This window comes from uncultured Pseudomonas sp., from assembly GCF_913774235.1.
Lineage (GTDB): Bacteria > Pseudomonadota > Gammaproteobacteria > Pseudomonadales > Pseudomonadaceae > Chryseomonas.
The window spans coordinates 38,621-60,337 of record NZ_CAJYDW010000006.1 but is presented as its reverse complement, the minus strand read 5'-3'; the positions used below and the strand labels follow the sequence as shown (position 1 = coordinate 60,337).

Sequence of the window (21,717 nt, the reverse complement as noted above, 5' to 3'; positions counted from 1 at the left end):
TTAGAAGCTATCGGTGGAAGTGAACAGGCCGACGCGCAGACCTTCGGCGGAGTAGATCTCGCGGCCGTCCACGCTTACGGTGCCATCGGCGATGGCCAGAATCAGCGACCTGTTGATGGTGCGTTTGATATGGATATTGTAGGTGACCTTCTTGGCGGTCGGCAGTACCTGGCCGAAGAACTTCACTTCGCCGGAGCCCAGGGCGCGACCGCGACCCGGATTGCCCTGCCAGCCAAGGTAGAAACCGACCAACTGCCACATGGCATCCAGGCCCAGGCAACCCGGCATCACCGGGTCACCCTCGAAGTGGCAACCGAAGAACCAGAGATCGGGACGGATATCGAGTTCCGCCACCAGTTCGCCCTTGCCGTATTTCCCGCCTACCTCGCTGATATGCACGATCCGATCGATCATCAGCATGTTCGGCGCGGGCAGTTGGGCGTTGCCCGGCCCGAAGAGCTCGCCACGGCTGCAGCGCAGCAAGTCTTCGTAGGTAAAGGCGTGTTGTTTGGTCATGCAAGCTCCTGTAGCTGGCCTAGGTCCAGGCTCTGGCGACTCCAATGGTCGCTCTGGGTATGGCTTCGTGTAGCAGTAGACTGCCGGGGCATGGGGAAAGTCACAGGCCAGCGCCCCGCTCGTTAACGGACCATTGTGCACTTTCCGCAGTCAATTCTCCATCCTGGGCCGCGCGAGCGGCTGCCGTATACTGGCGACGAGGCCGCGCGATCGCGGTGAAGACGAGAGTTTCGATGACAGTCCAATCCCCCATCGCCGTCCTGGGCGGCGGCAGTTTCGGTACCGCCCTGGCCAATCTGGTCGCCGAGAACGGGCTGCCGGTACGCCTGTGGATGCGCGATCCGCAACAGGCCGAGACCATCCGTCGCGAGCGGGAGAATCCCCGCTATCTGAAGGGTATCAAGGTGCACGCCGCGGTCGAGGCGACCAGCGATCTGCAGGGCGCCATCGCCGATTGCGAGCTGGTATTGGTGGCGCTGCCGTCGAGCGCCCTGCGCCAGGCCCTGGCGCCCATCGCGACCCAGTTGGAAGGCCGCTTCCTGGTCAGCACCACCAAGGGCATCGAGGCACATTCCTTCATGCTGATGAGCGAGATCCTCGCGGAGATCGTGCCGCGGGCGCGCATCGGCATCATTTCCGGCCCCAATCTCGCCCGCGAGATCGCCGAGCACCAGCTCACCGCCACCGTGGTGGCGAGCGAGGACGAGGAAGTCTGCCGCCGGGTCCAGGCGGCGCTGCATGGCCGCACCTTCCGCGTCTACGCCAGTGCCGACCGCCTCGGTGTGGAGCTGGCCGGGGCCTTGAAGAACGTCTACGCCATCATCGCCGGCATGGCGGCGGCACTGGAAATGGGCGAAAACACTCGCAGCATGCTGATCACCCGCGCCCTGGCCGAGATGACCCGCTTCGCCGTGCAGCGCGGTGCCAACCCCATCACCTACCTGGGCCTGGCCGGGGTAGGGGATCTGATCGTGACCTGCTCGTCGGAGAAGAGTCGCAACTACCGGGTGGGTCACGCTCTGGGTCGCGGGCTCAGCCTGGACGACGCGGTAGCCCAGATCGGCGAGACCGCCGAGGGTGTCAATACCCTGCGCGTGCTCAAGGAAAAGGCGGATGAACTGGGCGTCTACATGCCCCTGGTCAACGGCCTCTATGCCATTCTGTTCGAGGGCCGCAGCCTGGGCCAGGTGATCGAGGCCCTGATGGGCGGCGAGCCCAAGACCGATGTCGATGTGGCGGACGCATTCGGTTGATCCGCTACACTGTCTGAAAAGAGGAATTTCCATGTCTCAACCCGAGCATTCCCGCGAGCTGCTGGGCCTGCGCCTGATCTGGATGCTGCTGTTCCTGTTCGTCTGGCTAGGCGCGCAATATGTGCTGGCGATGGTGGTGCTGGTGCAGCTGGTGGTGCGCCTGGTCAAGGGCGAACCCCATCCTGGCCTGACCGGTTTCGGCGCCGCGCTGGCGACCTACCTGGCGCAGATCGTGCGGTTCGGCACCTTCGCCTGCGAGGCGAAACCCTGGCCCTTCGCCGACTGGCCGGCCGAGGAATTGCCCGAAGACCGCTCCGCCACCGCGCCATGAAGCTCTGGCTGCTCAGGCATGGTGAAGCCGAGGCGCGGGCGGCGAGCGACGAGCTGCGTGAGCTGACCGCGGCCGGTCGCGCCGAGGTGCTGCGCAGTGCCCTGCAACTGCGGGATGCCCGGCTGCAACTCATCCTGGCCAGTCCCTATGTGCGAGCGCAGCAGACGGCGGCCCTGGTTCAGCAGCAGTTGGACTGGCCAGGCGAGCGGCACAGCGTCTCCTGGGCCACGCCCGATGGCGATCCGGAACGCGCCTTGGCCGAACTGGCGCGACTGGAGGTGGAGGAGCTGCTGCTGGTGACCCACAATCCCTTCGTCGGTGAACTGGCCGGCTGGTTGCTGCACGGTCATCGACAGGCTCCGGTGGCCATGGGTACCGCTTCCCTGTTGTGCCTGGAGGCACCGCTGCCCCTGGCCGGCGGTTTCGATCTGGTCAGTCGCTTCCACGGCTGACGCCCTTTCAAGGAAAGCACATGAGCATCTGGCAGACCCTTCCGGATCCTGAGGACCTCGAGCGCGCGCTGGAGAACACCCTGGCCGAACACCTGGACATGCGTATCGAAGCCTGGGACGACAGCAGCCTGACCGCCAGTATGGTGGTTGACCGGCGTACCCATCAGCCCATGGGGCTGCTGCACGGCGGTGCCTCGGTGGCCTTGGCGGAAACCGTGGGCTCGATCGCCAGCATGCTCTGCGTGGATCGTTCGCGCTTCTATTGTGTGGGGCAGGAGATCAATGCCAATCACCTGCGCGGCGTACGCTCCGGACGCGTGACGGCGGTCGCCCGCCCCCTCCACCTGGGGCGCAGCAGCCATGTCTGGGACATCCGCCTGAGCGATGAGGAAGGGCGTTTGACCTGCGTGTCGCGGCTGACGGTAGCCGTGGTCCCCTTGACCCGGGAAGCTTCCACGGCATGAAGCGCGCAATACTGCCGGTGGAGCTGAGGCCATGACTGCCCAGGTGCAGGAGTTGCGCCTGGAATTGCCCCATATCGAGCTGAGCGCCCGGGTCTTCGGCCCGGAAGACGGCTATCCGGTGCTGGCGCTGCATGGCTGGCTGGACAATGCCATGACCTTCGCCCAGCTCGCCCCTCGGCTGCAGGGTTTGCGCATCGTCGCCCTGGACCTGCCTGGGCACGGACTGTCGGCCCATCGTCCGGCCGGGGTTGGCTACGCCATCCAGGACTATGGGCTGGACGTGCTCTCTGCCGCTCGGCAACTGGGCTGGGATCGCTTTGGCCTGCTTGGCCACTCCATGGGCGCCATCGTTGGCGTAATCGCCGCCGCGGCCCTACCGGAGCAGATCGAGCGGCTGGCGCTGATCGACGGCCTGCTGCCCTACACCACGCCGGCGGAGGAGGCTCCGGAAAAACTCGGCAAGGCGCTGCTTGCCGAACTGGAACTGCCCAACCGCCGCAAGCCGGTCTATGCCTCGGTGGAGGATGCTGTGGCGGCACGGCTGAAGGGCGCTCTGACGGTCAGTCGCGAAGCCGCGGAGCTACTCGCCGAGCGTGGTCTGATGGCGGTGCCGGGCGGCTACACCTGGCGTTCCGATCCCTCGCTACGCCTGCCCAGCCGGCTGAGATTCACCCCGGAGCAGGCCCGCGCCTGCGTGCGCGCCGTGCGTTGCCCAACCGCCTTGGTGGTCGCCGCGAACGGGCTGCTGGCGCCCCATGCCGAAGCCATGGCGCTGGCCCGGGAACAGCCTTCGTTCAATCTCTACGAGCTGCCGGGTGGTCATCATCTGCATCTCGATGACGAGGAGGGCGCTGCGGCCGTCGCAGATTGTTTCAATGCCTTCTTTGCCGCCAGGGACGGGCTGCCTGAATAATGCGGCATGCCTAGCCGTCGTTGTGATCCATCTCTCATCCTTGCCCGCCGTCTGCTGCTGGTTGGCCTGCTGTCGTCCCTGGGCGGCGTGCAGGCTGCCGTATTGGCCGAACTCGAACCCTTCGACCACGCGCAGCTCGTCCGCGACAGCGGACCGGCCGTGACGGAGCGCCTCTATCCCCTGGGACCGGCCAGCCGCATCGGCGGGCGGCTGCGGCTGGAGGATTCGCTGCAGGTCGAAGGCGAACTGCAGGCCCAGACCTTCGAGCTGGCCAGCGGTCATCCGCCACTGGCTCGCCTCGACGCCGAGCGTCAGCGCCTGCAGCAGCGCGGCGCGACGCTGCTCTACTGGTGCGAGGGGCGCGATTGCGGCGCCAGCAACGTCATCGCCAACAACATCCTTGGCGAAGCCATGCTCTATGGCCCCGACGATCAGCAAGGGCTGTTGGTGCTGCAGTTGGCCGAACCCCAGACGGTGCTGACGCTCTACGGCATCACCCGCGGCAATCGCCGCGGCTACCTGCATGCCGAGCGCCTGCAGTCCGCGCAGCCGTTGCCCGCCTTGCTGCCCAGCGCCAGTACCCTGCTCAAGGAGTTGCAGCGCGACGGTCAACTGCTGCTGCCGGTACTGAGCGCCGCGCCGGAGCAGCCCTGGGTGGCGCGGCTGGCCGCGGCCCTGGCGCTCAATGGCGACGTGGCCGTGATCCTGGGCGGCGCCCAGGCCGCGGCCTGGCAGGGCGCCCTGAGCCAGGCAGGTATTCGCGCTACGCGGCTACAGAGCGATGCGAGCCGGCCGGCCGGTCTCTATCGACAGCCCTAGACGTCGTTGACGTAGCGAGTGCGCCCGGCGCCCAGGCCGAACAGCGTGGCCAATACGGCGATCAGGGTAAAGAGCACGCCCATGGGCGCCCAGCTGTGGGTGGCGTCGTGAAGGATGCCGACCAGTAGTGGACCGAGCGAGGCCAGGCTGTAGCCGGCACCCTGGGCCATCCCCGAGAGCCGTCCGGCAGTCTCCGCATCCCGCGAGCGCAATACCAGCAGGGCGAGGGCCAGGCTGAAGGTGCCGCCCTGGCCCATTCCCAGCACCACGGCCCAGAGCCAGAGGCTGCCCAAGGGCGCGTAGAGGCAGCCGAGCAGGCCGGCGAGGGTCAGGGTCATGACCAGGACGATGGCCGGGCGCTGGTCTCGTCCACGTGTCGCGAGCCAGGGGGCGGTCAGGGCACTGACCAGTTGGGTCAGTATCGAGCCCGACAGCATCACGCCGGCTTGCACGGTGCCGAGACCGCGGTCGACCAGCAGGGTGGGCAGCCAGCCGAACACGATGTAGGCCAGGGATGATTGCAGCCCCATGTAGAGGGTGATCTGCCAGGCCAGGCGATTGCGCCACAGCGAACCTCCCGCGTGGCGTCGGGCCAGCACGCTGGGCGGCTGGCGCAGTTGCGGCAGCCACGCCAGCAGGGCCACCAGGGCCACCGCCGCCCAGGTCGCCAGGGCGGGTTGCCAGCGGCCGTCGAAGGCCTCGGCCAGCGGAGCGGTCGCGCCGGCGGCCAGGGCGGCGCCGATGCACAGCATCATGGTGTAGAGGCCCATGAGCTGGCCGGCCTGGGCGGGGAAGTCGCGCTTGACCAGGGCCGGCAGCAGGACGCCGAGGATGCCGATGCAGGCGCCGGCGATCAGGCTGCCGAGGAACAGGCCGGCAGGCGGCAGCAGGCTGCGCAGGACGATGCCGCCTGCCAGCAGCGCCAGGATGGCGCCGAGGGTGCGTTCGCTACCCCAGCGGCGGGCCAGGCGCGGCGCCAGGGGCGCGAACAGGCCCAGGCAGAGGACGGGCAGGGTGGTGAGCAGTCCGATGGCGCTGCTGGAAAGACCGGTGCTGCTTTCGATCTGGCGCAACAGGGGCGCCAGGCTCGACAGTGCCGGGCGCAGGTTGAGGGCGATGAGCATGAGGCTGGCGAGCAACAGGCCGCGTTGCCACGGCGAACGGCAGGAAAGGCTGGGAGAGGACATGCGGGAGGTTGCGCTGATGGAAACCGCCAATGCTAGTGTGGTGTTTCAGAAATTACCTGCACAATTTTGGCGGCGCTTTTTCGGCGCAGGCGTTGTTGCCACTCCTCGCCATAGCCCTGCTATGACTCGTCGCGGCGCCTAGCCCCCGCCAAAAAAATCACTCGCCAATTCTTGCGCGAACTTCTGAAACACCACACTAGCCCAGTCTGGCCATAACGCACGGCGCCTTCGACCGCCACCCTGCACGGGAAAAAAATAGTCGGAGAGGCGGCTAAAAAATCGCCAGATCGTTCATCGCCGCATCCCCACTCGCTTGTCCGCGGCCGGTCGAAGGTTTTCCACGAGGTTATCCACAGCAACTGTGGATTACCGCCGAAAAACAGGCCTTTTGCTTTGCCCGACGATCTGCTAGGCCCGAGGCTCGCCGCCGCCGAGCGGGCTTTTGTTACTATGACGCCCCTTCGCGCTGCTCGTCGACCGAGCGCCACGCCGCTCCGGAGTACCCATGTCTCATCCCATTCGCCTCACCCAATACAGCCACGGCGCCGGCTGTGGTTGCAAGATCGCCCCCAAGACCCTGGAGACCATCCTGGCGGGGAGCGGTGCCCAACACCTGGACCCGCGCCTCTGGGTCGGCAACGCCTCGCGTGACGATGCCGCGGTGTACGGCCTGGACGAGGAGCGAGGCGTGGTATCCACCACCGATTTCTTCATGCCCATCGTCGACGATCCCTTCGATTTCGGCCGCATCGCCGCCACCAATGCGATCAGCGACATCTACGCCATGGGCGGCGATCCCTTGCTGGCCATCGCCATCCTCGGCTGGCCGGTCAACGTCCTGCCGCCCGAGGTGGCCCGCGAGGTCATCGCCGGCGGTCGCCGGGTCTGCGACGAGGCCGGCATTCCCCTGGCTGGCGGACATTCCATCGATGCCCCCGAGCCGATCTTCGGCCTGGCGGTCACCGGTATCGTCGAAAAGCGTCATCTCAAGCGCAACGACACCGCGACCCTGGGCAACCGCCTCTACCTGACCAAGCCGCTGGGCATCGGCATCCTCACCACCGCCGAGAAGCGCGCCCTGCTGCGGCCGGCCGACCAGCACCTGGCGCGCGACACCATGTGCCAGCTCAACCGTCCCGGCAGCCGCTTCGGGCGCCTGGCGGGGGTCACGGCGATGACCGACGTCACTGGCTTCGGCCTGCTCGGCCACCTGGTGGAAATGGCCGATGGCAGCGGCCTGACCGCAGAGCTCGACTTCGCCGCCATCCCCCAGTTGCCAGGGGTGGATTTCTATCTCGACCAGGGCTGCGTCCCCGGCGGGACGGAGCGCAACTTCGACAGCTACGGCGCCCGCATCGCCCCGCTCGACGAGCGCCGCCGCCAGCTGCTGTGCGATCCCCAGACCAGCGGCGGGCTGCTCGTCGCCGTCACGCCCGAGGGCGAGGCGGAGTTCCGGGCGGTGGCTGCCGAGCAAGGCTTGGCCTTGCAGCCCATCGGCCAGTTGGTGGCTCGCCGCGCCCATGCGGTCGAGGTGGCCTGATGACCCAGCGTGAGGATGCCCGCGACCTGCGGGCGCTGTTCCTGAGCGAGGTGCCGCTGATCGATGTGCGCGCCCCGGTGGAGTTCGCCAAGGGCGCCTTTCCCATGGCCACCAACCTGCCGCTGATGAACGACCTGGAGCGTCAGCGCGTCGGCACCCGCTACAAGCAGCAGGGCCAGCAGGCGGCGCTGGAGCTGGGACATCAGCTGGTGTCTGGCACGGTGAAAGAGCAGCGTATCCAGGCCTGGGCCGCCTTCGCCCAGGCCCATCCGGACGGCTATCTCTATTGCTTCCGCGGTGGCCTGCGCTCGCAGATCAGCCAGCAGTGGCTGCGCAGCGAGGGCGGCATTGCCTATCCGCGGGTGGTGGGTGGCTACAAGGCCATGCGGACCTTCCTGATCGAGACGCTGCAACAGGCGCTCGCCGAGTGTCGCTTCGTGGTGGTGGGCGGCATGACCGGCACTGGCAAGACCGAGGTGGTGGCCCAGCTCGCCAACGCCGTCGATCTCGAAGGCCATGCCAATCACCGTGGCTCCAGCTTCGGCAAGCGCGCCACGCCGCAACCGGGTCAGATCGACTTCGAGAATCGCCTGGCCATCGACCTGCTGCGCCGCCGTCATGCCGGACAGACGTCTTTCGTACTGGAAGACGAATCACGCCTGGTCGGCCGCTGCTCGCTACCGCTGGAATTGCACCAGAGTATGCAGCAGTTCCCGCTGGTCTGGCTGGAAGACAGTCGGGAGAATCGCGTCGAACGCATCCTGCGCGACTACGTCGTCGACCTGGCGGCGGAATTCATTGCCCTGCACGGACCGGAGCAGGGCTTCGCCTTGTTCGCCGAACAGTTGCGCAAGAGTCTCTCCGGCATCGCCAAGCGCCTCGGCGGCGAGCGCTTCCAGCGGTTGTCGGCCATCCTGGAGACGGCGCTGGTCGAACAGGAAGGCTCGGGCGACGTGGTGGCCCATCGCGGCTGGATCGAGGGGCTGCTGGCGGAATACTACGACCCGATGTACGCCTACCAGCGTGAGAGCAAGGCATCCCGCGTGGTGTTCAGTGGCGACCAGGCCGCGGTGGTCGACTATCTACGCCGCGCCGGCTGAACAGCGCCGCATGAAAGCGGTCTACGCAGCGACTATCCGGTGCTTTCGGCTAGTCGCCCCCGCTCGCAAGGAGAAGAAGATGAAGTCGAAACTGGTCCCAGTGGTGTCTGCCGCCCTGGCACTCGCCGTGCTCGCCGGCTGTTCGGGCAAGGTGGTCAATCGTGACAGCTGCGCCAGCCAGACCCGTTCCGCCTGGCAGGAACTGGACCTGGCCAAGGCCGAGGGATTTTCCGGCACGGTCAGCTATTCCAAGGCACTGGCGCTGCTGTCCACCGCCAAGACGCAGCAGCAGGTCGAGGCCTACGATGGCTGCGTGAAGAACGCGGAAAAGGCCCGTTTCTACATTCGGGAGTCCCGCGCCGGGCGCTGAGTGCGAGTAGTGCCCTAGAGCCACCATGAAAAACGACTCGCGCGTAACCGCCCGCGACAGATACGGGTGACTTGGTCTCCCAGGCCCTCAAGAATCGGCTGTTGCAGACGAAAGTCCGTGTAGAGCCGATTCTCTTGGGAGCACTGTATGGGCAGGATGGCGAGATTTCGGTTGGCCAACTGGCTCACCGCGACGAAGTTGGCGGTTGGCTTTGGGCTCGTCTTGCTGCTCACCCTGGTGGTCGCCATTCAGGGTGGGCTGGCGCTCAAGGATGTCGAGCGCCGCTTCGGCTCGCTCAAGGAGATGGCGGCGGTCAACCGGCAGATGATGCAGATGCGGACGCTGGAACAGGGTTTTCGCCTGACCGGTGACAAGGCCCTGTCCGAGCGACTGCAGAAGAACTTGCCGGTGATACTCGACGGCCTCGCCAAGCTCGGGAGCGAAGTGGGCAATGGCGATGCCGTTGGCGTAGCGGCTGCCACCGATACCCTCAAGGCCTATGGCGCGGCCTTCAACGAATTCGAAAGACTCAACACCTCCCGGCGCTTGGCCATGGAGGGAGCGACCTTCCTGGTGGAGGGCGCTGCCAATAGCCTGGATATCCTCCAGTCCGGCCTATTGGATGACGGAACCTATGCCCTGCGTGATTCCGGCGGCAAGCAGGGGGCCGAGCTGCTGGCGCTCTCCCAGCAAGTGAGTGAACTCTATCGACTGATGCTCAAGAGCCTGGACGAGGCCCAGGCCCGGGCGAGCAAGTCCACCGTGGACGACTCACCGCTGCCCTCGGCTGCTGCCGCGCTGGCGCTATTGGCGAAGGTGGAGCCGCAATTGAGCGATCCGGCCTACTCTTCCGTCATTCAGGACGTCTCGACCAACATCAAGGAATTCACCGCTCGCCTTGGCGACTATGCCGCCGTGCTGGCCAAGGAGCAGACCGCTGGAGCGGGCGTGACCAACCTGGCCGAAACCGCCGTGCAGCGCGTCGACGCGCTCTACGCGCAACAGGAGGCCGAGCTGCAGGCCATGATGACCAAGCGCATGCTGGCGATCGCCAGTATCGCCTTGCTGGCGCTGGTCGTTGGCACCCTGGCGGCGTTGTTCATCACCCTGGCCATCGTGCGGCCGCTCCGCAAGGTAATCGCCGCCGCCGAGCGCATCGCCGAAGGCGAGCTGGATGTCGAGCTGAAAGTCGATCGTACGGACGAGATCGGTCAATTGCAGCGTTCCAGTGCCAGCATGGTGGCTGCCCTGCGCAGCATGGTGCTGCAACTGCAGAACGGTATCGGCCGCTTGGGCCAGGCCGCCGAGGCACTGGCCGACCAGGCGCGCGAAGCCCAGTTGGGTATGACGCGCCAGCGCGAGGAAACCGATCAGGTGGCCGCCGCCATGGCGGAACTGGCCGCGACCGCCCATAGCGTTGCCGAGGATGCCGAGGGCGCCGCGGGTGCGGTGGATCAGGCCGAGCGCCAGGTCAGCGATGGCCAGGCCGTGGTGGGCAGAAGTCTGGCCGGCATCGAGACGCTGGGCGTGGACGTACGCGCGGCGGCCGACAGTCTGCAGGGGGTCTCTCGCGACAGCCAGGCGATCAGCGCCGTGCTCGACGTGATCAAGGCCGTGGCCGAGCAGACCAACCTGCTGGCGCTTAACGCGGCCATCGAGGCGGCGCGAGCTGGCGACCAGGGGCGGGGTTTCGCCGTGGTCGCCGACGAGGTGCGTGCCCTGGCGAAGCGGACGCAACAGTCCAGCGTCGAGATTGAGCAGCTCATCTCCGTGCTTCAGCGGGGTAGCAACGAAGCGGTAGGCCGGATGCACCAGAGTGAACAGCTATTGTCTGGCACGGTAGCCAATGCGACCGATACCCGGCAGGCTTTCGACGAGATCGCCACCGCGGTAGCGAGCATCCAGCAGAAGAATCAGCAGATCGCCGCTGCGGCGGTACAGCAGAGCGCCGTGGCGGAAGAGGTCGCGGTCAACGTGACGCGGATCCGCGACGGGGCCGATCAGACCAGCGAGGTGATGGCGGCGACCGCAGCGGCCAGTCGGGAATTGGCCAACCTGGGCGACGAACTCACCACGCTGGTGCGTCGCTTCCACGTCTAGCTCCGCGGCATCACTGGGCGTTGAGGGCTTGCCCCGTGGTGCCGCGGCCTACGGGGCCGAGCAGGTAGAGATAGACCGGCAGAATGGCTTCCGGCAGGGGCACGCGCGCCGGGTCTTCCTCGGGATAGGCCGCCGCACGCATGGCGGTACGGGTGCCGCCCGGGTTGACGCTGTTGACGCGAATGCCGGCATCCGCCAGCTCTTCGGCCCAGACCTGCATCAGGCCTTCGGTGGCGAACTTGGACACCGAGTAGGCGCCCCAGCCGGCGCGTCCCTTGCGCCCGACACTGCTCGACGTGAAGACCACCGAGGCATCGGCTGACGCCCTGAGCAGTGGCAGCAGTGCCTGGGTGAGGGCGAAACCGGCGTGCACATTGACCTGCATGACCTGCGCCAACGCCGCGGCGGGCGTCTGCTCCAGCAGTACCCGCGGTCCCAGCAGGCCGGCGTTGTGCACCAGCCCATCCAGGCGACCGTGGCGCTGCTGCAAAAGCTCCGCCACGGCGGCATAGGCAGCCGCATCGGCCTGTTCGAGATCCAGCGTCAGGGGCTCGGCCTGGCCACCGTTGGCCCGGATCTCCTGGGAGACCCTATCCAGCGCCGCGGCATCGCGTCCCTGGAGGATCACTCGTGCCCCGAGGGTAGCACAGCCCTTGGCCAGGGCGGCGCCGATACCGCGATTGGCTCCGGTGACGAGGATGATGCGGTCTCTGAGCAGGTCGGCTGGGGCTTGGTAATCGAACATCCAGCCTCCTAGCAGCCGCACAGTGCGCGGTCGAGCAGGGCGCGCAATTCCAGCGGGTGGTCGATGATGGCGTCGGCGCCCCAGTGCTCTGGGCGATCGTCCGGATGGATGTAGCCGTAGCGCGCCGCTACCGTCTTGCTGCCCGCCGCGCGGCCGGATTCGATGTCGCGCAGGTCGTCACCGATGAACAGGGCGGTCTGGGGATCGACGTCCAGTTGCCGGCAGGCCAGCAACACCATCTCTGGATCCGGCTTGCTGCGGGTGACGTGATCCGGGCAGACCAGGCAGGCCGAGCGTTCGGCCAGGCCCAGGCGCTGCATGATCGGCTCGGCGAAGCGCACCGGCTTGTTGGTCACCACGCCCCAGCGCAGCCGGGCGGCCTCGAGATCGCGCAGGATCTCGTCCATGCCGTCGAACAGCCGGGTATGGACCGCGCAATGCTCCTGGTAGCGCTCGAGGAATTCCAGGCGCAGAGGTTCCAGCTCCGTGCCGAATGGGTCGACCTCGAAGCCGGCCAAAATCATGGCCTTGGCGCCACCGGAGATGACGCCGCGCAGGCGGGCTTCATCGGCCGGCGGGAGCCCCTGGTCCTGGCGCATGGCTTGGAGGATGGCGATGAAGTCCGGCGCCGTGTCCAGCAGGGTGCCGTCCATGTCGAAGAGGACCGCTTGCAGACGCATGGATCAATCCTCGCGTTGGGTGCGCACCATGTAGTTAACCGTCACGTCGCCTTCGAGTTTGTATCTCTTGGTCAGTGGGTTATAGGTGAGGCCGATGATGTCGCGCACATTGAGACCGGCGGCGCGCGCCCAGGCACCCAGTTCCGAGGGGCGGATGAATTTGCGGAAGTCATGGGTGCCGCGTGGCAGCAGGCGCAGCACGTACTCGGCGCCGACGATGGCGAACAGATATGCCTTGGGATTGCGGTTGATGGTGGAAAAGAACACCTGGCCGCCCGGCTTGACCAGGTCATGGCAGGCCTTGATCACCGAGGAGGGGTCCGGCACGTGTTCGAGCATCTCCAGGCAGGTCACCACATCATAGGTGCCGGCGTGCTTGCGCGCATGGTCCTCGGTGGTTTCCTGGATGTATTCCACCGGCACGCCGGATTCCAGCTGGTGCAGGCGAGCCACGGCGAGAGGGGCTTCGGCCATGTCGATGCCGGTCACCTGGGCACCACGTTGGGCCATGGCCTCGCTGAGGATGCCGCCGCCGCAACCGACGTCCAGCACCTTCTTGCCGGCCAGGCCCGCGTGCTGGTCGATCCAGTTGACGCGCAGCGGGTTGATGTCGTGCAGCGGCTTGAATTCGCTCTCGCGGTCCCACCAGCGGTAGGCGAGGGCCTCGAACTTGGCGATCTCGGCGTTATCGACGTTGGACATGGTGTTCTCCAGGGGCAAAGAGAGCGGGGCGCGTCAGGCGCCCTGCTGGATACGGGTGGCCCACTGCTGGGCATTGGCTATGAGTTCGGCCTCGTCCAGGCGCACGAGTTCGCTTTGGCGCAGCAGCGGCACGCCACCGACCCAGACGTCGCTGACGCGGTCGCGGCCGGTGGCATAGATAAGTTGCGAAACGGGGTCGTAGAGCGGCTGTTGGGCGAGGCCGCTGAGGTCGACGGCGGTCAGGTCGGCGGCCTTGCCAACTTCCAGCGACCCCAGGCAGCGCTCCAGTCCCAGGGCGCGGGCGCCGTTGAGCGTCGCCATGCGCAGGGCGCGATGGGCATCGAGGGCGGTGGCCGAGCCGGCGACGGCCTTGGCCAGCAGGGCGGCGGTGCGGGTCTCGCCGAGCAGGTCGAGATCATTGTTGCTGGCCGCGCCGTCGGTGCCGATGGCGACGTTGACGCCAGCCTGCCAGAGGCGCTCCACCGGGCAGAAACCACTGGCCAGCTTGAGATTGGATTCGGGGCTGTGGATGACGTGGCTGTTGGTCTCGACCAGGTTTTCCAGATCCTCGTCGTCGACCTGGGTCATGTGCACGGCTTGGAAGCGCGGGCCGAGCAGGCCCAGGCGACGCAGGCGCGACAGCGGCCGCTCGCCGGTCTGTTCAAGGGCCTGCTCCACCTCGAAGGCGGTTTCGTGCACGTGCATCTGGATCGGCGCCTGCAACTGTTCGGCGAGTACCAGGATCTCTTCGAGCTTGGCGTCGGCCACGGTGTAGGGCGCATGGGGGCCGAAGGCCACGCTGATGCGCTCGTGCAGCTTCATGTCGTCGAACAGCTCCAGGCCGCGGCGGATCATATCGTCCGCGGTGCGGGCGCCGGGGATGGGGAAGTCGAGGATGGGCAGGCAGACCTGGGCGCGCACGCCGGTGCGATGGATCGCCTCGCAGGCTACCTGGGGATAGAAGTACATGTCCGAGAAGCAGGTGATGCCGCCACGGATCTGCTCGGCGATGGCCAGGGTGGTGCCGTCGCGGACGAAGTCCTCGTCGACCCAGCGACCCTCGGCGGGCCAGATGTGGTCCTGCAGCCAGGTCTGCAGCGGCAGGTCATCGGCCATGCCGCGGAAGAGCGTCATGGCGGCATGGCCGTGGGCGTTGATCAGGCCGGGAATCAGCACCTTGCCCGGCAGCTCGACAGTTTCCTTCGCTGGGTGGCGCAAGGCCTCGCTGCGCGGGGCGAGCAGCGCGATGCAGCCGTCGCGCACGCCCAGGGCGTAGTCGCGCAAGACCACCCCGGCGGGCTCCACCGGCACTATCCAGCTGGGGAGCAACAAGAGGTCCAGGGGCGCGGGGGTGGGCATCTGCGGCGGTTCCGTGAGGGGCGAGCCGGCAGTATAGCGGTCCTTGCGGCGCTACCGCTAAATCCGCGCGCCGATGCCGGTATACTGGCGGGCTATAGATTCAGGTCGAGGAGAGATCATGCGAGAGCGTCTGCTGGCGGCGGAAAAGGTCAAGGCGATCGACTGGCGGGACGGTGCTCTGCACCTGCTCGATCAGCGCCTGTTGCCACTGCGCGAACACTGGGTCGCCTGTCACAGCGCCGCCGAGGTGGCTCAGGCCATTCGCGACATGCTGGTACGGGGCGCGCCGGCCATCGGTATCAGCGCGGCCTATGGCGTGGTCCTGGGGGCCCGGCAACGCGCCGCCGCCGGTGAGGACTGGGAAGAGACCATCACCGCCGATTTCGAGCTACTGGCGGCGTCACGGCCCACCGCGGTCAATCTGTTCTGGGCGCTCAATCGCATGCGCGAGCGCCTGACGCGGGCATCCGGCGACGGCGCCCTGGCGGCGCTGGAAGCCGAGGCGGTGGCCATCCACCTGAGCGACCGCGAGGCCAACCTGACCATGGCCCAGCTGGGCGTCGAGCTGATCCGCAAGCACGACACCAGCAAGCAGACCTTCCTCACCCACTGCAACACCGGCGCCCTGGCCACCGGTGGCTTCGGCACCGCCCTGGGCGTGCTGCGCGCTGCCCACCTCGACGGCCTGGTGGAATGCGTCCACGCCGACGAGACCCGCCCCTGGCTGCAAGGCTCGCGCCTGACCGCCTGGGAGCTGGCCGGGGAGGGCATCCCGGTCAGCCTCAATGCCGATGCTGCCGCGGCGCACCTGATGAAGACGCGCAACGTCGCCTGGGTGATCGTCGGCGCCGATCGCATCACTGCCAATGGCGACGTGGCCAACAAGATCGGTACCTACAACCTGGCGGTCATCGCCATGCACCACGGCGTGCGCTTCATGGTGGTGGCGCCCAGTTCCACTATCGACATGAATCTCGCCTCGGGTGACGACATCCCCATCGAGGAGCGCGCCGGTCACGAGTTGCTGGAGGTTGGTGGTAAGCGTTTCGCCGCCGAGGTAGAGGCGTTCAATCCGGTGTTCGACGTGACGCCCGCCGATCTCATCGACGCCATCGTCACCGAGCGCGGTGTGGTGGAACGACCGGATGCCAAGAAGATGGCCGAGTTGATGAATCGCCGCCGCCTGCATTGAGGTGATCGCAGGGGCGGATACATCCCTGAATGTGTTAGAATTTCGCTCTTTGCACAGGCTTTGTTCGAAAGCCCTCGGCAGGCGGTGATGCAGTGCCGAACACCGGTTGGAGCGCCCTTTGCGCCGCCGGTGGCAGGCGCCGCCAGACGGGCTTTCGCCTCTCCTATATCAGGCTCGGCCGACGTGCGGACGGGCCCTAGCGCTTTTCAGATCAGAAGGAACCAGGCTTCTCATGGGTGAACTGGCCAAAGAAATCCTCCCGGTCAATATCGAAGACGAATTGCGACAGTCGTATCTCGACTACGCGATGAGCGTCATCGTCGGCCGGGCCCTGCCGGATGTGCGCGACGGTCTCAAGCCGGTGCACCGGCGCGTGCTCTACGCCATGAGCGAACTGGGCAACGACTGGAACAAGCCGTACAAGAAATCCGCCCGTGTGGTGGGTGACGTCATCGGTAAATACCACCCCCACGGCGACACTGCCGTCTACGACACCATCGTGCGGATGGCGCAGCCCTTCTCGCTGCGCTACATGCTGGTGGACGGCCAGGGCAACTTCGGTTCGGTCGACGGCGACAACGCCGCGGCCATGCGTTACACCGAAGTGCGCATGTCCAAGCTCGCCCACGAACTGCTGGCCGACCTGGACAAGGAAACCGTCGACTGGGTGCCCAACTACGACGGCACCGAGCAGATCCCGGCGGTGATGCCCACGCGCATCCCCAACCTGCTGGTCAACGGCTCCAGCGGCATCGCGGTCGGCATGGCCACCAACATCCCGCCGCACAATCTGGGCGAGGTGATCGATGGCTGCCTGGCGCTGATCGAGAACAGCGAGCTGACCGTCGACGACCTGATGCAGTACATCCCCGGTCCGGACTTCCCGACCGCGGGCATCATCAACGGGCGCGCCGGCATCATCGAGGCCTATCGCACCGGTCGTGGCCGCATCTATGTGCGGGCCCGCGCCGAAGTCGAGGACATCGACAAGAGCGCCAACCGCCAGCAGATCGTCATCACCGAGCTGCCCTACCAGCTCAACAAGGCGCGGCTGATCGAGAAGATCGCCGAGCTGGTGAAAGAGAAGAAGATCGAAGGCATCACCGAGCTGCGCGACGAGTCCGACAAGGACGGCATGCGCGTGGTCATCGAGTTGCGCCGCGGCGAGACCCCCGAGGTGGTGCTCAACAACCTCTACGCCCAGACCCAGCTGCAGACGGTGTTCGGCATCAACGTGGTGGCCCTGCTCGACGGCCAACCGCGGACCCTGAACCTCAAGGAACTGCTGGAAGCCTTCATTCGCCATCGTCGCGAAGTCGTCACCCGGCGGACCGTCTACGAATTGCGCAAGGCGCGCGAGCGTGGCCACATCCTCGAAGGCCAGGCGGTCGCCCTGTCCAACATCGACCCGGTCATCGAACTGATCAAGACCTCGCCGACCCCGGCCGAGGCCAAGGAACGTCTGATCGCTACGCCCTGGGAATCCAGCGCGGTGCGCGAGATGGTCGAGCGCGCCGGCGCCGACTCCTGCCGCCCGGATGACCTGCCCGAGCAATACGGTCTGCACGAAGGTAAGTATCACCTCTCGCCGGAACAGGCTCAGGCCATCCTCGACCTGCGTCTGCACCGCCTGACCGGCCTCGAGCACGAGAAGCTCATCGCCGAGTACCAGGAGATTCTGCAGCAGATCGGCGAGCTGATTCGCATCCTCACCAACCCCGAGCGGCTGATGGAAGTCATCCGCGAGGAGCTGGAGAAGGTCAAGGCCGAGTTCGGCGACAAGCGCCGCACCGAGATCGTCGCCTCCCAGGTGGACCTGACCATCGCCGACCTCATCACCGAGGAAGACCGCGTCGTCACCATCTCCCATGGCGGCTACGCCAAGTCCCAGCCGCTGCACGCCTACCAGGCTCAGCGCCGTGGCGGTCGCGGCCGCTCGGCCTCGGCGGTCAAGGACGAGGACTACATCGAACACCTGCTGGTCGCCAACAGCCACACCACCCTGCTGCTGTTCTCCAGCCTGGGCAAGGTCTACTGGAAGCGCACCTACGAGATTCCTGAAGCCTCCCGCGCCGCCCGTGGCCGCCCGCTGGTCAACCTCTTGCCGCTGGCCGAAGGCGAGCGCATCACCGCCATGCTGCCGGTCGACCTGGAAGCCGTGCGCCAGCAGGCGCCCGCCGGTGACGAGGACCTGGGCGAGCAGGACGACAACCTGGACATCGAAGACGCCGTGCTGGTGGAAGACGACGTCGAGGCCGAGGTCGAGGGTGAAGAGGGCGAGCTGCTCGAGGCGGGCCAGGACGAGCCCACCGGCGCCTACATCTTCATGGCCACCCGCAACGGTACCGTGAAGAAGACCCCGCTGGTGCAGTTCAGCCGGCCGCGCAGCAACGGCCTGATCGCGCTGAAACTGGAAGAGGGCGACAGCCTGATCGCCGCCGCCATCACCGATGGCGCCCGCGAAGTCATGCTGTTCTCCGACGGTGGCAAGGTCATCCGTTTCAAGGAGCGCCACGTGCGCACCATGGGCCGTACCGCCCGCGGCGTGCGCGGCATGCGCCTGGCCGAAGGCCAGCGCCTGATCTCCATGCTGATCCCCGAGCCGGGCGCCGAGATCCTCACGGCCAGCCTCAACGGCTTCGGCAAGCGTACCGCCATGGCCGAGTACCCGCAGCGCGGTCGCGGTGGCCAGGGCGTGATCGCCATGGTCATCAACGAGCGTAACGGTCCCCTGATCGGCGCCATCCAGGTGCTGGACGGCGAAGAGATCATGCTGATCTCCGACCAGGGTACCCTGGTGCGGACGCCGGTCGAGGGTATCTCCCGGACCGGTCGTAACACCCAGGGCGTGACCTTGATCAAGCTCGGTAAGGGCGAGAAGCTGGTGGGCCTGGAGCGGGTGCAGGAGCCTTCGGTGGACGAAGAGCTGCTGGACCACGAGGCCGAGCTGGATGGCGAGGTGCTGGACAAGGAATTGCCGGTCGACAGCCACGAACCGGACCAGGACGATGTGCTGCCCGGCGCCAGCGACGTGCCGAGCGATGACCTTCCCGACGAGGATGACGAGCGATGAGCAAGCGTGCCTACAACTTCTGCGCCGGTCCGGCGGCCCTGCCCGAAGCGGTGCTGCGCCAGGCCCAGGCCGATCTGCTGGACTGGCAGGGGCGTGGCCTGTCGGTGATGGAGATGAGTCACCGCGGTGAGGACTTCACCGCCATCTCCAGCCAGGCCGAAGCCGACCTGCGCGAGCTGCTGGTCATCCCCAACAACTACAAGGTGCTGTTCCTCCAGGGCGGCGCCAGCCTGCAATTCGCCCAGTTGGCGATGAACCTGATGCCCGAAGGCGGCAAGGCCGACTACATTGATACCGGCATCTGGTCGCGCAAGGCCATCGAGCAGGCGCAGCATTATGGCGCCGTCAACGTCGCCGCCAGCGCCAAGCAGTACGATTACTTCGCCATCCCCGGGCAGAACGAGTGGCAGCTGTCCAAGGACGCCGCCTACGTCCACTACACGCCCAACGAGACCATCGGCGGCCTGGAATTCGACTGGATTCCCGAGGTAGGTGACGTACCCCTGGTGGCGGATGCCTCTTCTGACATCCTCTCGCGCCCGTTGGACGTCTCGCGTTTCGGCCTGATCTACGCCGGCGCCCAGAAGAACATCGGCCCCAGCGGCCTAGTGGTGGTGATCGTCCGCGAAGACCTGCTGGGTCGCGCCCGCGCCGCCTGCCCGACGCTGCTGGACTACAAGGTCGAGGCCGACAACGGCTCCATGTACAACACCCCGGCGACCTTCTCCTGGTACCTCTCGGGCCTGGTGTTCAAGTGGCTCAAGGAGCAGGGCGGCCTGCCCGCCATGGAGCGGCTGAATCGCCAGAAGAAGGACCTGCTGTACGGCTTTATCGACGCCAGCGACTTCTATAGCAACCCCATCGCCAAGAACGACCGCTCCTGGATGAACGTGCCCTTCCGCCTGGCTGACGAGCGCCTGGACAAGGCTTTCCTCAAGGGTGCCGACGAGCGTGGGCTGCTGTACCTGCAAGGGCATCGTTCGGTGGGCGGCATGCGTGCCTCCATCTATAACGCCGTTACCCTGGAGGCCGTTCAGGCCCTGGTGACCTACCTGGCCGAATTCGAGAAGGAGCACGGCTAACCATGTCGGAACACGAGCTCAAGGCCCTGCGCCTGCGCATCGACAGTCTGGACGAACGCATCCAGGAGCTGATCAGCGAACGCGCCCGCTGCGCCCAGGATGTGGCGCGGGTCAAGATGAAGACGCTGGCGGAGGGTGAGAAGCCCGTGTTCTATCGACCCGAGCGCGAGGCTCAGGTGCTCAAGCGGGTGATGGAGCGTAACGCCGGTCCGGTGGGCAACGAGGACATGGCGCGGCTGTTCCGCGAGATTATGTCCTGCTGCCTGGCCCTGGAAGAGCCGCTGCACGTGGCCTACCTAGGCCCGGAAGGCACCTTCTCCCAGGCCGCCGCGCTCAAGCACTTCGGCAAGGCCGTGGTGACGCGCCCCATGGCCGCCATCGACGAGGTGTTCCGTGAGGTCGCTGCCGGCGCCTCCCAGTTCGGCGTGGTGCCGGTGGAGAACTCCACCGAGGGTGCGGTCAACCACACCCTGGACAGCTTTCTCGAACATAACCTGTCCATCTGTGGCGAAGTCGAGCTGCGCATCCACCACCACCTGCTGATCGGCGAGAACACCAAGGCCGACAGCATCACCCGCATCTATTCCCATGCCCAGTCGCTGGCCCAATGCCGCAAGTGGCTGGACTCCTACTATCCGAGCGTCGAGCGGGTGGCGGTGGCCAGCAACGCCGAGGCGGCGCGGCGGGTGAAAGGGGAGTGGAACAGCGCGGCCATCGCCGGCGACATGGCAGCCTCGCTCTACGGCCTGACCCCGGTACAGCAGAAGATCGAGGACCGCCCGGACAACTCCACGCGCTTCCTCATCATCGGCAATCAGGACGTGCCGCCCAGTGGCGACGACAAGACCTCCATCATAGTCTCCATGCAGAACAAGCCCGGTGCCCTGCATGAGCTGCTGCTGCCGTTCCACGCCAACAACATCGACCTCAGCCGGATCGAGACGCGCCCCTCGCGCAGCGGCAAGTGGACCTATGTCTTCTTCATCGACTTCGTTGGCCACCAGGCCGATCCGCTGATCCGCGACGTGCTGGAGCGACTGTCCAGCAGCGCCGTGGCCCTCAAGGTCCTCGGCTCCTACCCCCGCGCCGTGCTCTGACGCGGTCCCGGCTGGTTGCGTGCGTCAGCGTCGACGCACGCAACCCCGCTCATCGAAGGTTACCAGGCGCGAACGCTCCTTGCGGTTGCGCGCCTCGTAGTGATAGCGCGTCAGGGTGTCCAGTTGGGAGATCCGCCGCGGTTGGCCCAGGGCGTTCTCCACGTCCGCGCGGCTCATGCCGGCCTTCACCTGTCCGCGAATGATCGCCTGACGCCTTTCGCTGGCGGTGAGCAGATCGCCGCAACCATCCGTCTTGGCGGCGACCACCGTCGGCTCCTGTGCCTTGGGTTTGCGCGGTGCGGCTTTCGGTTTCGCCATCAGGGTGGGCTTGGCGCCGCCTGGGCGAGGGTTGTCCGCACGCTGCAGCGTGCCATCGCTGTCCGGAGCGCAACCCGTGGCGGAAAAGGTGACCTGGCCGGTGGCATCTTCACAGCGATACACCGTGGCCGCCGGCGCGCTGGTGCAGCCCAGCAGCAGGCCGAGCACGAGCAGCTTCTTCATGGGACGTCCTCCTTGACGTTAGGGGCTCAAGCTTAGCGGAGCAGGGCGCTCTCGACGAGAGCTCGAGCGCTGTCTGCTCACCGGCTTGGAAGCCGTGCAAATAGCTGTTTTGAAAACCTTTTGCCTTCGCACCCACAACCGGTCCGGTGTATCATCCCCGCCGTCAGCCCCGCCGGGGCAGTGGTCATCCCTTATGGACTTACCCAGTCAACACTCAATCGCCTTTTTCGTCCCGTTGTTG

At 66.5% G+C, this 21,717-nt stretch carries 21 protein-coding genes; 14 read left to right on the top strand and 7 right to left on the bottom strand.

From position 1 onward, the window contains the following. A complete protein-coding gene (fabA, locus tag QZ471_RS05425) occupies window positions 1-516 on the bottom strand; it encodes a 3-hydroxyacyl-[acyl-carrier-protein] dehydratase FabA (protein ID WP_058761548.1) in 516 nt (171 codons plus the stop codon). A gap of 233 nt (window positions 517-749) precedes the next feature. On the opposite strand from fabA, the gene QZ471_RS05420 reads away from it, so the two are divergent. The 6 genes from QZ471_RS05420 to QZ471_RS05395 are packed head-to-tail and all read left to right on the top strand — an operon-like array spanning window position 750 to window position 4,748. Beyond that, entirely contained in the window at window positions 750-1,769 is a 1,020-nt protein-coding gene (locus tag QZ471_RS05420; protein WP_295461543.1) for an NAD(P)H-dependent glycerol-3-phosphate dehydrogenase, read from the top strand. 31 nt (window positions 1,770-1,800) lie between these two features. Further along, window positions 1,801-2,100, top strand: a complete 300-nt coding sequence (locus QZ471_RS05415; RefSeq protein WP_295461541.1) for a DUF4389 domain-containing protein — start codon at window positions 1,801-1,803, stop codon at window positions 2,098-2,100. After that, window positions 2,097-2,552, top strand: a complete 456-nt coding sequence (gene sixA, locus QZ471_RS05410) for a phosphohistidine phosphatase SixA (protein ID WP_295461539.1) — start codon at window positions 2,097-2,099, stop codon at window positions 2,550-2,552. Before QZ471_RS05415 ends, sixA begins: the two co-directional genes overlap by 4 nt. A 20-nt stretch (window positions 2,553-2,572) precedes the next feature. Beyond that, window positions 2,573-3,016, top strand: a complete 444-nt coding sequence (locus QZ471_RS05405; RefSeq protein ID WP_295461538.1) for a hotdog fold thioesterase — start codon at window positions 2,573-2,575, stop codon at window positions 3,014-3,016. 31 nt (window positions 3,017-3,047) lie between these two features. Continuing rightward, the gene (locus tag QZ471_RS05400; RefSeq protein WP_295461537.1) at window positions 3,048-3,929 is read left to right on the top strand and encodes an alpha/beta hydrolase; all 882 of its coding nucleotides are present in this window, start codon (window positions 3,048-3,050) and stop codon (window positions 3,927-3,929) included. Window positions 3,930-3,935: 6 nt separating this feature from the next. Then, window positions 3,936-4,748, top strand: a complete 813-nt coding sequence (locus tag QZ471_RS05395) for a DUF4892 domain-containing protein (protein WP_295461536.1) — start codon at window positions 3,936-3,938, stop codon at window positions 4,746-4,748. Here the strand turns inward: QZ471_RS05395 and QZ471_RS05390 are convergent. Then, on the bottom strand, window positions 4,745-5,935 hold the full coding sequence (locus tag QZ471_RS05390) for a CynX/NimT family MFS transporter (protein WP_295461535.1): 1,191 nt from the start codon (window positions 5,933-5,935) through the stop codon (window positions 4,745-4,747). The two genes, QZ471_RS05395 and QZ471_RS05390, sit on opposite strands and share 4 nt — an antisense overlap. A gap of 505 nt (window positions 5,936-6,440) precedes the next feature. On the opposite strand from QZ471_RS05390, the gene selD reads away from it, so the two are divergent. From selD to QZ471_RS05370, 4 genes are all read left to right on the top strand, one after another. Continuing rightward, complete coding sequence (gene selD, locus QZ471_RS05385; protein WP_295461534.1) at window positions 6,441-7,475, top strand: selenide, water dikinase SelD; 1,035 nt, start codon at window positions 6,441-6,443, stop codon at window positions 7,473-7,475. Beyond that, window positions 7,475-8,575, top strand: coding sequence for a tRNA 2-selenouridine(34) synthase MnmH (gene mnmH / locus QZ471_RS05380; RefSeq protein WP_295461533.1), 1,101 nt, complete (start codon window positions 7,475-7,477; stop codon window positions 8,573-8,575). Before selD ends, mnmH begins: the two co-directional genes overlap by 1 nt. Window positions 8,576-8,654: 79 nt before the next feature. Beyond that, window positions 8,655-8,945: a hypothetical protein gene (locus QZ471_RS05375; RefSeq protein ID WP_059226769.1), complete on the top strand. Its 291-nt coding sequence runs from the start codon at window positions 8,655-8,657 to the stop codon at window positions 8,943-8,945. A 222-nt stretch (window positions 8,946-9,167) separates the two neighbouring features. Next, entirely contained in the window at window positions 9,168-11,045 is a 1,878-nt protein-coding gene (locus tag QZ471_RS05370) for a methyl-accepting chemotaxis protein (protein ID WP_295461532.1), read from the top strand. A 10-nt stretch (window positions 11,046-11,055) separates the two neighbouring features. Here QZ471_RS05370 and QZ471_RS05365 read toward each other — a convergent pair whose 3' ends face one another. From QZ471_RS05365 to QZ471_RS05350, 4 genes are read right to left on the bottom strand one after another with little or no spacing between them, the layout of a single operon-like run. Continuing rightward, window positions 11,056-11,790, bottom strand: a complete 735-nt coding sequence (locus QZ471_RS05365) for a YciK family oxidoreductase (protein WP_295461531.1) — start codon at window positions 11,788-11,790, stop codon at window positions 11,056-11,058. Between the two features lie 8 nt (window positions 11,791-11,798). Then, window positions 11,799-12,470: an N-acetylmuramic acid 6-phosphate phosphatase MupP gene (mupP, locus tag QZ471_RS05360; protein WP_295461530.1), complete on the bottom strand. Its 672-nt coding sequence runs from the start codon at window positions 12,468-12,470 to the stop codon at window positions 11,799-11,801. A gap of 3 nt (window positions 12,471-12,473) precedes the next feature. Further along, a complete protein-coding gene (gene ubiG / locus QZ471_RS05355; protein WP_058772738.1) occupies window positions 12,474-13,172 on the bottom strand; it encodes a bifunctional 2-polyprenyl-6-hydroxyphenol methylase/3-demethylubiquinol 3-O-methyltransferase UbiG in 699 nt (232 codons plus the stop codon). A gap of 33 nt (window positions 13,173-13,205) precedes the next feature. Then, the gene (locus QZ471_RS05350; protein WP_295461529.1) at window positions 13,206-14,531 is read right to left on the bottom strand and encodes a TRZ/ATZ family hydrolase; all 1,326 of its coding nucleotides are present in this window, start codon (window positions 14,529-14,531) and stop codon (window positions 13,206-13,208) included. Between the two features lie 118 nt (window positions 14,532-14,649). Here QZ471_RS05350 and mtnA point away from each other — a divergent pair, with 118 nt between their 5' ends. The 4 genes from mtnA to pheA all read left to right on the top strand — a co-directional run bounded on the left by mtnA (window position 14,650) and on the right by pheA (window position 20,975). Beyond that, the gene (mtnA, locus tag QZ471_RS05345; protein ID WP_295461528.1) at window positions 14,650-15,723 is read left to right on the top strand and encodes an S-methyl-5-thioribose-1-phosphate isomerase; all 1,074 of its coding nucleotides are present in this window, start codon (window positions 14,650-14,652) and stop codon (window positions 15,721-15,723) included. Window positions 15,724-15,955: 232 nt separating this feature from the next. After that, window positions 15,956-18,796 carry a DNA gyrase subunit A gene (gyrA, locus tag QZ471_RS05340; RefSeq protein ID WP_295461527.1) on the top strand — a complete coding sequence of 947 codons (2,841 nt, stop codon included), beginning with the start codon at window positions 15,956-15,958 and terminating at the stop codon, window positions 18,794-18,796. After that, on the top strand, window positions 18,793-19,878 hold the full coding sequence (gene serC / locus QZ471_RS05335) for a 3-phosphoserine/phosphohydroxythreonine transaminase (protein WP_295461526.1): 1,086 nt from the start codon (window positions 18,793-18,795) through the stop codon (window positions 19,876-19,878). The genes gyrA and serC overlap by 4 nt, the downstream gene beginning before the upstream one ends. 2 nt (window positions 19,879-19,880) lie before the next feature. Beyond that, window positions 19,881-20,975: a prephenate dehydratase gene (pheA, locus tag QZ471_RS05330; protein WP_140217399.1), complete on the top strand. Its 1,095-nt coding sequence runs from the start codon at window positions 19,881-19,883 to the stop codon at window positions 20,973-20,975. Between the two features lie 24 nt (window positions 20,976-20,999). On the opposite strand, the gene QZ471_RS05325 is transcribed toward pheA, so the two are convergent. Continuing rightward, window positions 21,000-21,476 (bottom strand): DUF4124 domain-containing protein, encoded by a 477-nt coding sequence (locus QZ471_RS05325; protein ID WP_295461525.1) that lies wholly within the window; start codon window positions 21,474-21,476, stop codon window positions 21,000-21,002. Between the last annotated feature and the right edge of the window lie 241 nt (window positions 21,477-21,717).